Origin of the sequence: Curtobacterium sp. VKM Ac-1376 (genome assembly GCF_015351025.1) — a bacterium.
GTDB lineage: Bacteria > Actinomycetota > Actinomycetes > Actinomycetales > Microbacteriaceae > Curtobacterium.
On sequence record NZ_JADKRV010000008.1, the window covers coordinates 154,601 to 166,945 of the forward strand.

General features: G+C 70.7%; 10 protein-coding genes. 5 read left to right on the forward strand and 5 right to left on the reverse strand.

What is annotated here, in order from left to right:
- Positions 1-77 precede the first annotated feature (77 nt).
- Positions 78-1,979, forward strand: coding sequence for an amino acid transporter (locus ITJ56_RS11565; protein WP_228517673.1), 1,902 nt, complete (start codon positions 78-80; stop codon positions 1,977-1,979).
- On the forward strand, positions 1,976-2,959 hold the full coding sequence (locus ITJ56_RS18965) for a DMT family transporter (protein ID WP_194630752.1): 984 nt from the start codon (positions 1,976-1,978) through the stop codon (positions 2,957-2,959). Before ITJ56_RS11565 ends, ITJ56_RS18965 begins: the two co-directional genes overlap by 4 nt.
- Before the next feature lie 5 nt (positions 2,960-2,964).
- Here the strand turns inward: ITJ56_RS18965 and ITJ56_RS11575 are convergent, their stop codons facing one another.
- Positions 2,965-4,650 (reverse strand): long-chain-fatty-acid--CoA ligase, encoded by a 1,686-nt coding sequence (locus tag ITJ56_RS11575; protein ID WP_194630753.1) that lies wholly within the window; start codon positions 4,648-4,650, stop codon positions 2,965-2,967.
- 95 nt (positions 4,651-4,745) lie between these two features.
- Here ITJ56_RS11575 and ITJ56_RS11580 point away from each other — a divergent pair, with 95 nt between their 5' ends.
- Entirely contained in the window at positions 4,746-5,672 is a 927-nt protein-coding gene (locus tag ITJ56_RS11580; protein WP_194630754.1) for an oxygenase MpaB family protein, read from the forward strand.
- A gap of 193 nt (positions 5,673-5,865) precedes the next feature.
- Here the strand turns inward: ITJ56_RS11580 and ITJ56_RS11585 are convergent, their stop codons facing one another.
- The 4 genes from ITJ56_RS11585 to ITJ56_RS11600 all read right to left on the reverse strand — a co-directional run bounded on the left by ITJ56_RS11585 (position 5,866) and on the right by ITJ56_RS11600 (position 9,756).
- Positions 5,866-6,792 carry an aldo/keto reductase gene (locus ITJ56_RS11585; protein ID WP_194630772.1) on the reverse strand — a complete coding sequence of 309 codons (927 nt, stop codon included), beginning with the start codon at positions 6,790-6,792 and terminating at the stop codon, positions 5,866-5,868.
- A 182-nt stretch (positions 6,793-6,974) separates the two neighbouring features.
- Positions 6,975-7,541 carry a TIGR03086 family metal-binding protein gene (locus ITJ56_RS11590; protein ID WP_194630755.1) on the reverse strand — a complete coding sequence of 189 codons (567 nt, stop codon included), beginning with the start codon at positions 7,539-7,541 and terminating at the stop codon, positions 6,975-6,977.
- A 612-nt stretch (positions 7,542-8,153) separates the two neighbouring features.
- Positions 8,154-8,714, reverse strand: a complete 561-nt coding sequence (locus ITJ56_RS11595; RefSeq protein WP_194630756.1) for a YceI family protein — start codon at positions 8,712-8,714, stop codon at positions 8,154-8,156.
- A gap of 109 nt (positions 8,715-8,823) precedes the next feature.
- Positions 8,824-9,756, reverse strand: a complete 933-nt coding sequence (locus ITJ56_RS11600; protein ID WP_194630757.1) for a hypothetical protein — start codon at positions 9,754-9,756, stop codon at positions 8,824-8,826.
- 443 nt (positions 9,757-10,199) lie between these two features.
- Here ITJ56_RS11600 and ITJ56_RS11605 point away from each other — a divergent pair, with 443 nt between their 5' ends.
- Both ITJ56_RS11605 and ITJ56_RS11610 read left to right on the forward strand, forming a co-directional pair.
- The gene (locus ITJ56_RS11605; protein WP_194630758.1) at positions 10,200-11,204 is read left to right on the forward strand and encodes an aldo/keto reductase family protein; all 1,005 of its coding nucleotides are present in this window, start codon (positions 10,200-10,202) and stop codon (positions 11,202-11,204) included.
- 183 nt (positions 11,205-11,387) lie between these two features.
- Positions 11,388-12,182: a polyprenol monophosphomannose synthase gene (locus tag ITJ56_RS11610; RefSeq protein ID WP_194630759.1), complete on the forward strand. Its 795-nt coding sequence runs from the start codon at positions 11,388-11,390 to the stop codon at positions 12,180-12,182.
- Positions 12,183-12,345 lie beyond the last annotated feature (163 nt).

Genomic DNA, 12,345 nt, shown 5'->3' on the forward strand with positions numbered 1-12,345 from the left:
CGACAGACGCCGAGCGGGCCGCCCAGCGCGACGCCACCGAGCAGCCCCTCGACCGCAGCACTCGCCTGCGCCGGTGGATGCTGCACGGGGCCGACCAGGGCGCCTCCCACCAGGGCCCGCACCAGGTCGAGGTCGAGAAGACCCACCCGTGGTGGCGGGTCATGTGCCTGACCGGCGTCGACTACTTCTCCACCCTCGGGTACCAGCCCGCCATCGCCGCGCTCGCCGCGGGTCTGCTCTCGCCGATCGCGACGATCGTCCTCGTGCTCGTCACGCTGTTCGGGGCGCTGCCGGTGTACCGCCGGATCGCCCACGACAGCTTCCGGGGCGCCGGGTCGATCATGATGCTCGAGAAGCTCCTGCCGTGGTGGGCGGGCAAGCTGCTGGTGCTGGTGTTGCTCGGGTTCGCCGTGACGGACTTCATGATCACGATGACCCTGTCGGCGGCCGACGCCACGGCGCACATCGCCGAGAACCCCTACACGCCGCACTGGTTCACCGAGATCCCGGTGCCGCTCACCCTGGTGCTCCTGCTCCTGCTCGGCATCGTGTTCCTGCGCGGCTTCAAGGAGGCCATCGGCATCGCGGTCGGGCTCGTGGCCGTGTTCCTCGTGCTGAACGCCGTGGTCATCGTGGTGTCCCTCTGGCACGTCTTCGAGAACCCGATCGTGGCGAGCGACTGGTGGTCCGGGCTGACCGCGCAGCACAGCAACCCGCTGGTCATGGTGGGCATAGCGCTCATCGTGTTCCCGAAGCTCGCACTCGGCCTGTCCGGCTTCGAGACCGGGGTCGCGGTCATGCCGCAGGTGCAGGGCGACCCCTCCGACGAGACGAGCGCCCGACCGGAGGGCCGGATCCGGGGGACGAAGCGGCTGCTGACCGTCGCCGCCGTGATCATGAGCACGTTCCTCATCACCTCGTCGATCGTGACGACGTTCCTCATCCCGCAGCACGAGTTCCAGCCGGGCGGCGGCGCCAACGGGCGAGCGTTGGCCTTCCTGGCGCACGAGTACCTCGGCGGCGTGTTCGGGTCGATCTACGACTTCTCGACGGTCGCGATCCTCTGGTTCGCCGGCGCGAGCGCGATGGCCGGACTGCTCAACCTGGTGCCACGGTTCCTGCCGCGCTACGGCATGGCCCCGCAGTGGGCACGCGCGGTCCGGCCGCTCGTCATCATCTTCACGCTCATCGCCTTCGTGATCACGATCGTCTTCCGGGCGGACGTCGACGCGCAGGGCGGTGCCTACGCGACCGGCGTGCTCGTCCTCATCACGAGCGCCGCCGTCGCCGTGACCCTGTCCGCCCGCCGCAAGCAGCAGCGCAAGCGCACCATCGCGTTCGGCGTGATCAGCGTGGTGTTCGTGTACACGACGGTCGCCAACGTCATCGAGCGTCCTGACGGTGTCCGGATCGCCGCGATCTTCATCATCGCCATCGTCGTGGTGTCGCTCGTCTCGCGGGTGCGCCGGTCGTTCGAGCTCCGGGCGTCGTCGATCGAGCTCGATGGGTTGGCCCAGCAGTTCGTCGAGGCCGACGCCGACCAGTTCAGCTCGGTCTGCATCATCGCGAACGAACCCGGTGCCGGCACCGCCGAGGCGTACCGGTCGAAGGGGCGCGAGGAGCGCCGCGACTCCGGCATCCCGGCCCGCGTGCCGACGATGTTCCTCGAGGTCCTGCCCGCGGACTCCTCCGACTTCGAGGAGGACCTGGTGGTCGAGGGACACGTCGTCCACGGGTTCCGCGTGCTCAAGGTGCGATCAGGGAACGTGCCGAACACCATCGCGTCGACGCTGCTCGCCATCCGTGACATCGCCGGGGTCGTGCCGAGCATCTACTTCGAGTGGAACGAGGGCAGCCCGATCCGGAACGCCCTGCGCTTCGTGTTCACCGGGGCTGGCGACGTCGCCCCCGTGACGCGCGAGGTCCTGCGCGAAGCCGAACCCGACGTGAACCGACGGCCGAGCGTCCACGTCTCGTGAGCCGACCGACGGGCGTGGGGCGCGCCTCCAGGCCCGTCCACGGGCTCGCGGCGATCACGGTCGCCGCTGCGGTGTGGGGGACCACCGGGACCGCGACGCACTTCGCACCGGGCGTACCGGCCTTCGTGTTCGGCGCCGTCACGTTCGGCCTCGGCGGACTCGTCCTGGGCGTGCTCGCCGGCCGTGGCAGCCTGCGCGCGGTCGCCCAGCGCCGGACCCGTGGCTGGGCCCTGCTCGGCGCCGCGTCGCTCGTGGTCTACGCGGTCACCTTCTACGCGGCCCTCGACGATGCGGGCATCGCACTCGGCACGACCATCGCGATCGGGTCCTCGCCCGTGTTCGCCGGCCTGGTCGAGTGGGTCGCGGACCGGAGGCCCGTCACCGGCAGGTGGGTCATCGCCGCGCTGGTCAGCGTGGTCGGCATGGTCGTCGTCACCATCGCGCGCTCGGAGCACGACGGCGGTGGGCGCGCGCTCGCGGTCGGGATCGGCAGCGCCCTGCTCGCGGGGCTGACGTACGCGCTGTACTCGTGGGCGGTGGCGCGGGGGATGCACGCGGCCACGAGTCGGATGCCACTGGCGGTCGGTCCGCCCCCGATCGGTGGGAGCGCGGGCGCTGCCGGCGCGCGCGGGCCGAACGAACGCGGGCTCGTCGGGGCGGTGTTCGGGATGGCGGCCGTGCCGTTGGTGGTGCTGGCCGCCGTGGCCGGAGGGCCGTCCCTGGCGGACAGCGCCAACTGGCCGGTCTTCGTCTACCTTGCGCTGGTGCCCACCGTCATCGGGCACTCGCTGTACGCCGCTGGGCTCCGGACGGCGAGCCCCTCGGTCGCGACGCTGCTGTCGCTGCTCGAACCCGTCGTGGCGGCGGTGCTCGCCGTGCTCGTGGTGGGGGAGCGCCTCGGCGGCACGGGGTGGGCGGGCACCGTGCTGGTCGTGGCCGGGCTGGCCGTGCTCGCGCTGCCGTCACGGCGCGGGCGCTGAGCTCGTCAGTCGCCGGCGAGGATCTCGTCGCGCACCTTGCGGCGCAGCACCTTGCCGATCATCGAGCGCGGCAGGTCCTCGACCACGACGACCCGGCGCGGCACCTTGTACGCGGCCAGGTGCTCGCGCGACCACGCCCGGAGCGCGGCACCGTCGAACGTCGACGGGTCCTTCGGCACGACCGCGGCGACGACCTGCTCGTTGCCGCCCTGCGTGATGCCGACGACCGCGACCTCCTTGACGCTGGGGTGCTTGAGCAGGGTGTCCTCGACCTCGGACGGCGACACGTTGAAGCCGCCGGTGATGATGAGCTCCTTGAGCCGGTCGACGATCCGCACGTACCCGTCGGCGTCGATCGCCACGATGTCGCCTGTGCGGAACCACCCGTCGGGGGTGAAGACCTCGTCCGTGGCCTCGGCCTTGCCCCAGTAGCCGCGGAACACCTGCGGACCGCGGACCTGCAGCTCACCGGGTTCGTCGACCCCGAGCACCTTCGTGTCGTCGTCGGGGTCGACCACGCGGGCCTCGGTCGAGGACAGCGGCAGGCCGATCGATCCGAGCCGACGCTCCGGGGAGACCGGGTTCGCCATCAGGACGGGGGAGCACTCGGACAGGCCGTAGCCCTCGACCAGGTAGCCGTCGGTCCGGGCCTCCCACGGTTCGACGATGTCCTGCGACAGTGGCATGGCGCCGGAGATGCCGATCTCGATGCCCTTGAGCGACACCTTCGCCGAGTCCGCGGCGTGCTGCAGTCGGGCGTAGATCGGCGGCACGGCCGGCAGGAACGTCGGCGGGTGACGCTTGATCGCGGTGAGCACGAGGGCCGGGTCGAACGCGGGGAAGAGCACCAGGCGCGAGGCCATGCTCATCGCGAAGGTCAGGCAGAGCGTCAGGCCGTAGGCGTGGAACATCGGCAGCACGGCGTAGACGACGTTGTCGCCGCGACGGATCTGCGGCACCCAGGCGCGGGACTGTGCGGCGTTCGCCAGCAGGTTCCGGTGCGACAGGACGGCACCCTTCGGGGTACCGGTCGTGCCTGACGTGTACTGGATCAGCGCGATGTCGTCGGTGGCCGGGCGCGGGTGGCGCTTCGACAGCTTCCGCGAATCCACCAGGTCGTCCCACTTCACGGTGCCGCGCACGCGGGCGGTCAGCTTCGCGCGGGACTCGCGGGCCTTCGCGACCGGCAGCGCCAGGGCGAGCCGGGTGCTCCGGGGCATGGCCCGCGTGATGTCGACGGACACGATCGCGTCGAGGTGCACGTCGGCCGGGAAGTCCTGCAGCGTCGCGACGGACTTGTCCCAGGCGATGGCGACCGTGGCCCCGTGGTCCTCGAACTGGTGGCGGAGCTCGCGCGGCGTGTACAGGGGATTGTGCTCGACCACCACCGCGCCGAGCCGCAGCACCGCGTAGAAGGCCACGATGTGCTGCGGGCAGTTCGGCAGCACGATGGCGACCCGGTCGCCGTGCCCGACGCCGAGCTTCCGCAGACCGTTCGCCGCGCGGAGGATCTGGTCCTCGAGGTCGGCGTAGCTGGTGGTGCGTCTGAAGAACTCGAGGGCGACCCGCTTCGGGAACGTCCGGGCCGACTGCTCGACCAGGTCGTACAGGGAACCGCTCTGTTCCTCGATGTCGTGCGGGACCCCCGGGGCGTACGAGGCAAGCCAGGGACGAGGCGTGTCGATGCTCACGCGACCCAACCTAGCGGGCCGCCCCGGGGCGCGCTGGGAGGGCCGCGATGCGCGGTGCCGAGCGGGTTCCCAGGGGCCGGACGGACCATGACGCCATGCCCTCTGTCTCCGACGCCTTCCGGTCCCGCCTCAACGAGACGTTCACGGGTGGTTCGACGGGCACGGCCGCCTGGATGGACGACCTGGAACACGGGACCGACGCGGGCTTCTTCGGTCCGGGATCCGCCACTTGGGCGGTGCACGGCGGCAGCCACGGCATCGTCGCCGGCGTGCGGGCACTGCTCGTCCAGGCGCTGCACCCGGGCGCGCTCGCCGGGGTCGCGGACCACTCCCGCTACCGCGAGGACCCGTTCGGCCGGCTCGCGGGGACCAGCCGTTGGATCGCCACCGTGACGTACGGCGACCGGGCCACTGCGCGCAGCGGCAGCGCCTGGGTGCACCGGCTGCACGAGCGGGTGCGCGGGCAGTACGTCGACGGGCACGGCGCGATCCGGCCCTACTCCGCGAACGACCCCGATCTGGCGCGCTGGGTGCACCTGGCATTCACGGACGCGTTCCTCCGGGCCGCACAGCGATGGGGCGGCCCGATCCCCGGTGGCGCCGACGCCTACGTGCGGGAGTGGGCGGAAGCCGGGCGGCTCATGCGGATCGACGACCCGCCGGCGTCCGAGGTCGAGCTCCGTGAGCAGATGAACGGGTACCTGGACCGTGGCGAGCTCGCCGTGGACTCGCGGACCCGCGACGTCGTCCGGTTCATCAAGAACCCGCCCCTCGCGCTGCTGCTCCGGCCCGGCTACCGCGCGGTGTTCGAGGGCGCGGTCTCCACGCTCGACCCGCGGCACCGGTCGTTGCTCGGGCTGCGTGCGCCGGTGATCGGGCCGGTGGAGTTGCCGGTGGTGCGGGCCACGGGGCTCGTGCTCGGGGGGATCGGAGCGGTGCTCGACGACCAGAGCGGTTCCGAGCGCGCCGCGCGGCGCCGCATCGCCCGCCTGCAGCGCTCGCACGACGACGTGATCGCCTGACCGTCGGGTCGTCGAAAGTCGCACTTCGGGACCGAAGACGCCTCGTCGAGGCGCCGCGGAATCCGGCGGCGTCCGGCAGACACCGCGGCGTCATCCGGCCACGCCGGCGTGTCCGGGGCTGTGCCGGTGACCAGTGGCGGCCGGGAGGCACGGTGCCAGCTGGCGCCGTGCCTCCCGTCCGCTCGTGCGAGCGTCAGAAACCGGACGGCACCCGGGGCGTGTACGCCGACTCGAGTCGCGCCACCTCGTCGTCGGTGAGCGTCAGCGAGGCTGCCGCGACCGCGTCGTCGATGTGGTGCTCCTTCGTCGCCCCGACGATGGGCGCGGTGACGGCCGGCTTGCCGGCGACCCAGGCGAGGGCCACCTGCGCCATCGGGACACCACGGTCGGAGGCGACGGCCTCGACGGCGTCCACGATGGCGCGGTTCGCGTCCTCGTCCTGCTTGTAGAGCGTCTTGCCGAACTCGTCGGTCTGGGCGCGGGAGCCTGAGCCGGAGGCGTCCCAGGGGCGGGTGACGCGGCCGCGGGCGAGCGGGCTCCACGGGATGACGCCGACGCCGGTGTGCGCGCAGAAGGGGTGCATCTCGCGCTCCTCCTCGCGCTCGAGCAGGTTGTACTGGTCCTGCATGCTGACGAAGCGGGTCCAACCGTGCAGCTCGGCGACGTGCTGCATCTCGGCGAACTGCCACACCCACATGCTGCTCGCGCCGAGGTAGCGCGCCTTGCCGGCCTTGACGACGTCGTGGAGGGCCTCCATGGTCTCCTCGACCGGCGTCACCGGGTCGAAGCGGTGGATCTGGTACAGGTCGACGTAGTCCGTGCCCAGCCGGGTCAGGGACGCATCGATCTCGTGCATGATCGCGGCGCGGGACAGGCCGGCGCCGTTGCGACCGGGCCGCATGCGGTTGAAGACCTTCGTGAAGACCTGGACGTCCTCGCGCGGGGCGAGTTCCTTGAGCAGGGTGCCGGTGATCTCCTCGCTGCTGCCGTCGGAGTAGACGTTCGCGGTGTCGAAGGTGGTGATGCCGGCCTCGAAGGCGCGGCGCACGAAGGGGCGGGCCTCGTCGATGCCGACGCTCCAGGCGTGCGAGCCCCGGTTCGGGTCGCCGTAGGACATCATGCCGAGGACGATGCTGCTGATCTCGAGCCCCGAGGCGCCGAGGCGTTTGGTGGCTGCGGTGGCTGCGGTGGCTGCGGTGGTGGTGCTGCCGGTGGCTGCGGTGGTGGTGCTGCCGGTGGCTGCGGTGGTGGTGCCGGCGGTGGTGCTGCCGGTGTCTGGGGTGGTGCTGCCGGTGTCTGTCGTCATGCGGTCACTCTGGCATCGCGGCCTGTGACGGCGAGCAGGCGGACCTGGAGCGGGGCGTCCTCGGTGACGTCGACCGGGGCGGCGTACAGGCCGGTCGCCGCCAGGACCTCGATCTGCGGCTCGAAGTACTCCCACACGGCTCGGACGAGCTCCTCGGGCAGGGTCTCCTCGGAGCCGGTCGCCCGCGCGAGGTCCCACGTGTGGATCGTGATGTCGCTCGTCTGCTCGGTGAGGTACTGAGCGGCGGGGACGACGTCGGTGCTGAGGTGCACCGGAGTGTCGTGCGGGGCGTTCCGCCAGGCCTCGGTCGCCGCGGTGGCGAAGCGGTCCCACTCGGCGACCAGGTCCTCTCCGATGGGTTCGAGGTCGGCCTGGGCCTGGGCGTAGTCGCACCCCGTGAGGAGCTTCGGGATCCAGCGCTGCTCGTCGACGACGTGGGCGACGAGGTCGCGGGTGGTCCACTCGGAGTCCGGTGTCGGGGCGTCCCAGTCGGTGACGGCGGCGACGCGACGGCCGAACTCGGCTGCCGCGAGGGCCTGCATCGCGATCCAGTCGGTGGCCATGGTGGTGCTCCTGTTCGTCGTGCGGGCGGTGCGGGTTGCGGGCTGCTGGTGGCTGTGTTCGTGGCGCTCGTGGTGCTCGTGGCGCTCGTGGTGCTGCCGTCTCGTGCAACCCGGTGCCCGACGCCTGGATTCCCGGGCGTTGCGAACCAGCCGTGCAGGCCCACGTTACGCGGGACCGTGCGCATGGTGTCGCTCGTGTTCACCGGCTTCCCGCCGCAGCGTCCTCCCGCTCGGTCCCGCGAGCTCCGTCCCGCCGCTCTGTCCCGCGAGCGGGCGAAATGTCGGGGTCGAGGTGCCGCGTTCCGGGGTTTTTCGCCCGCTCGCGGTCGGGCCGGGGCGACCGGATGCCGCCCCACGCTCGGCCCCGGCTTCCCGCTGCCGGGCACCGGGGGACGCGGCGAGCGGGCGAAACACCATGCCGACATGTCGCCACCACCGCGGCATATCACCCGCTCGCGGCACGTGCGCTGGTGCCGCGATCACTCACCGCTCGTGATCCGCGGGGTCCGGGAACGACGAACGCCCCGACTCCATGAGGAGTCGGGGCGTTGGTCTCGGGTTGGAAGGTGGTGCTGCCCGGTGCCCTCAGCGGGGCGACGAGTCCGAGGGGACTCAGGCCGCCTGGAGGACGAACTGGACGTCGAGGTTGATCGTGACGTCGTTGCCGAGCGTGAAACCACCGGCCTCGAGTGCTGCGTTCCAGTTCACGCCGAACTCGGTGCGGTCGATCTTCGTGGTCGCCTCGGCGCCGAACTTCACCTGGCCGTAGCCGTCGGTCGTGAAGCCACCCAGCTCGGCCTTGAGGACGACCGGCTTGGTGACGCCGCGCAGGGTGAGGTCGCCCGCGATGTGCAGGTTGTCGCCCTTGGCCTCGATGCCCGTCGAACGGAAGGTCAGCTGCGGGTGCTCTTCGGTGAGGAAGAAGTCGCTGGTCTTCAGGTGCTGGTCACGCTGCTCCTGGCCGGTGTTGATCGAAGCGACGTCGATGTTCGCCTCGACGGTCGACTCGAGCGGGTTCTCAGCGGTCACGACGGTGGCGTCGAAGGTCTCGAACTTGCCCTTGACCTTGCTGATCGCCAGGTGACGGACCGAGAAGGTGACCTCGGAGTGGGTGGGGTCGATCTTCCAGGTGCCGGTCTGGTAGCCGGGAACGGTGGCAGCGGTGAGCGTCATGGTGGTCCTTCTTCCGAGCGAGAGTCTGCGGTGCAGCGCAATCCATACGCCTGCATCGAGTTGATACTACGACAGTGTGCACCCTTTTGGTTGAAGCGTCAACCAATGTTCACCCGCGTGACGCAAACCGCGTGTCATGCGACCCCCGGACACCGATGACGAGGAGCCGTCGAATCCGTTGCACGAAGCGGTCGAGACCCGGTCCCACGTCGTGCGCAGTTGCGCGGACGAGCCACCAGTCGACGTCCTTCAGGTGCTCACCGCGGGTGAGATCTTTCTTGAACACAGCTGGATCGGTGCGGTGGAGGTCGCTCTCGTACTCGATGGCCACCCGGGCTGCCGGGTACGCGAGGTCGACGCAAGCAATCCACCTGCCGCCGACGACCACATCGTGGTTCAGGGCCGGCTCCGGCAGCCCGTGTCGCACGAGCGCCAGCCGTGTCCTGGTCTCACCCGGTGATCGAGAACCCCTCCTGATCTCCTCGAGCGCCAGGCGGAGCTTCACGATGCCCCGTGTGCCTCGTCGTCGACGGACCGCGTGCACGAGCTCGTCGAACGTGGCCCAGCCGAGCCATCCGACCAGTGCGTCGCCGGCGATGACGAGCTCGTCGAGGGTCAACATCGTCCCGAGTGCGACGAAGGTGTCGGCAGGGGTGGTCAGCGGCACTCCACGAGACCGGGTTGCACGCATCAGCCCGGACTTCGCGCGATGCCCGACGGCACCGCGGACACGGATTGCCTGATCGGCTCCGATCGTGGTGACGTGGAGCCGTGGACCGCGTTCGAATCGGCGCGGGAGCGGGACCCCGAGGATCGCCGCGGCCGTGATGTGGCTGAACACCTGATCGGCGCGGAGCCGAGGAGCGAGTGCCCGCGCATGTTCCTCGACCGACCGCGGCGTCGTCCCAGAACGGATCCCGTGGAACGGACGAACAAGGTCCTGCGCGTCCAGCCGGCCGCGGGAGACGCCCCGGTGCAGGGCGTCCCGCACCCGGAACGAGGCGTCCCGGAGCACCAACGGGAGTGGGCGTTTGGAGGTCATCACCACATGGTGGAGGTGAGCCTCCGTTGTGGTCGGGTGTCGGGCCTCCGCTGTGGACGGAACGGGAACTGGTGCCTCTGTGGAGGAGTCGCTCGCGCACGCGAGCGGGCGAAACACCGGACCCGTCAGCGCGACGACCGCGGCATTTCGCCCGCTCGCGCTCGCGTCCCTGGTGCAGCCGCATGCGTTGCCGAGCGCGGTGTCGAGGGCGACCAGGGAGGGGCGTGCCGCGCGGAAGTGGCCGTCGGCCGAGCGGGCGACATACCTGCGTGCCCCAGCAAACAACGCGGGTGTTTCGCCCGCTCGCGGGCGGGCGGGCGGGCGGGCAGGCAGCGGCGGGCGGACGGGCAGGTTGGCGCGAACGCCCGCCACCGCCGCCCACCCCGCACACAGGCACTCGCGGGGCCTCCCGGACGGGCGCGCGCTCCAGTAGCGTCGAGATCATGGAATTCAGGTACCTGGGCAACTCCGGACTCAAGATCTCCGAGATCACCTACGGCAACTGGCTGACGCACGGCTCGCAGGTCGAGAACGACGTCGCCACCCAGTGCGTCCGGGCAGCGCTCGACGCCGGCATCACCACGTTCGACACCGCGGACACGTACGCCAACACCGCCGCCGAGAAGGTCCTCGGCGAGGCGCTCAAGGGCGAGCGGCGCGCCGGGCTCGAGGTCTTCACGAAGGTCTACTGGCCGACCGGCCCGAAGGGGCACAACGACGTGGGCCTCAGCCGCAAGCACATCACGGAGTCGATCAACGGCTCCCTCGAGCGGCTGCAGACCGACTACGTCGACCTCTACCAGGCGCACCGCTACGACTACGAGACCCCCCTCGAAGAGACGATGCAGGCCTTCGCCGACGTCGTCCGACAGGGCAAGGCGCTCTACATCGGCGTCAGCGAGTGGAACGCCGAGCAGATCCGTGCGGGCGCCGCCCTCGCGAAGGAGCTCGGCTTCCAGCTCATCTCGAACCAGCCGCAGTACTCGATGCTTTGGCGGGTCATCGAGGAAGAGGTCGTCCCGGCCTCGAAGCAGCTCGGTCTGTCGCAGATCGTCTGGTCACCCATCGCGCAGGGGGTCCTCACCGGCAAGTACAAGCCCGGTCAGCCGCTGCCCGAGGGCTCGCGCGCCACGGACGAGAAGGGTGGCGCCGACATGATCAAGCGGTTCATGCGCGACGAGGTCCTCGAGGCCGTGCAGCGCCTGCAGCCGGTCGCCGACCAGGCAGGCCTGACCCTCGCGCAGCTGGCGATCGCGTGGACGCTGCAGAACGAGAACGTCGCCTCGGCGATCGTCGGCGCCTCGCGTCCGCAGCAGGTCACCGACAACGTTAAGGCCGCCGGGGTGCAGCTCGACGCCGACGCGCTCGCGGCGATCGACGAGGCCCTCGGCGACATCCCGGAGCGTGACGCCTCCAAGAACGTGTCCCCGACGTCGCGCCCCGCGTAGACGCAACCCACCGACGGACGGGAGGTCCGGTGCCAGCTGGCACCGGACCTCCCGTCCGTCGCGGCGTGTGCCCACCCCTCGGGTGCCCGGTCAGGAAGCGGGCACGCTGATCGTGTTCGCGCTGCGCTCCTCGGATCGGTGCAGCCACCGGCCGGTACGTTCGGATCGAGCACGAGGAGCACCATGAGCGACACCCTGGTCATCATCCCGACCTACGACGAGGCGGAGAACGTCCGTCCGATCGTCGAGCGGACCCTGGCGGCGACCGACGACACGGTGCACGTGCTCGTCGTCGACGACAACTCTCCGGACGGCACCGGCGAGCTCGCCGACGCGATCGCCCGCGAGCACGACCGGGTGCACGTTCTGCACCGCACCGTGAAGGACGGTCTCGGCGGGGCGTACCTGGCCGGGTTCGCCTGGGGCCTCGAGCACGGCTACGCCAAGCTCGTCGAGATGGACGCCGACGGCTCGCACCACCCGGAGTACCTGCCGTGGATGCTCGAGCTCGCCGATTCCAACGACCTGGTGCTCGGCTCGCGCTGGATCACCGGCGGCAAGGTCGAGAACTGGCCCTGGTACCGGAAGGCGCTCTCGCGCGGCGGCAACCTGTACACCCGTCTGGCGCTCGGCATCGCAGTACGTGACGCGACGGGCGGATTCCGCGTCTTCACGTCGCAGTCGTTCGAGCGGATCGACCTCGCCGGTGTCGCATCGAAGGGGTACTGCTTCCAGGTCGACCTCTGCTGGCGCGCCCTCGAGGCCGGTCTACAGGTCGTGGAGACACCGATCACGTTCACCGAGCGGGAGTTCGGCGTCTCGAAGATGAGCGGGAACATCGTGCGGGAGAGCTTGGCGCTGGTGACGAAGTGGGGCATCGACCGCCGCTTCCGCGAGACCCGTTCCATCGTCAAGGACCACCGCAAGCTGCCGTCCGTACGGAAGAACGCGCGCTCTGTCGCGGACCACGCGGGCTGAGGCGACGGCCTGACGGCGACGGCCTCCTGCAAGAGACCGTCGCCGTCGTTCCTGGCTGGGCGGGCGGGCGTCGGCTCGCTCCTAGCTGTACTGCCCAGGGACGTTGGTCAACCGTGTGATGGGTGACCGGTTCCCGATGGCGGTGTGGGGCCGGTGGTGATTG

Excerpts from the sequence above, each read along its gene's own strand:
- ITJ56_RS11565 (WP_228517673.1), top strand. The coding sequence starts at position 78 with ATGCTGCACGGGGCCGACCAGGGCGCCTCCCACCAGGGCCCGCACCAG.
- ITJ56_RS11580 (WP_194630754.1), top strand. The coding sequence starts at position 4,746 with ATGCCCTCTGTCTCCGACGCCTTCCGGTCCCGCCTCAACGAGACGTTC.
- ITJ56_RS11585 (WP_194630772.1), bottom strand. The coding sequence starts at position 6,792 with ATGATGTCCTACGGCGACCCGAACCGGGGCTCGCACGCCTGGAGCGTC.
- ITJ56_RS11590 (WP_194630755.1), bottom strand. The coding sequence starts at position 7,541 with ATGGCCACCGACTGGATCGCGATGCAGGCCCTCGCGGCAGCCGAGTTC.
- ITJ56_RS11595 (WP_194630756.1), bottom strand. The coding sequence starts at position 8,714 with ATGACGCTCACCGCTGCCACCGTTCCCGGCTACCAGACCGGCACCTGG.
- ITJ56_RS11600 (WP_194630757.1), bottom strand. The coding sequence starts at position 9,756 with ATGACCTCCAAACGCCCACTCCCGTTGGTGCTCCGGGACGCCTCGTTC.
- ITJ56_RS11605 (WP_194630758.1), top strand. The coding sequence starts at position 10,200 with ATGGAATTCAGGTACCTGGGCAACTCCGGACTCAAGATCTCCGAGATC.
- ITJ56_RS11610 (WP_194630759.1), top strand. The coding sequence starts at position 11,388 with ATGAGCGACACCCTGGTCATCATCCCGACCTACGACGAGGCGGAGAAC.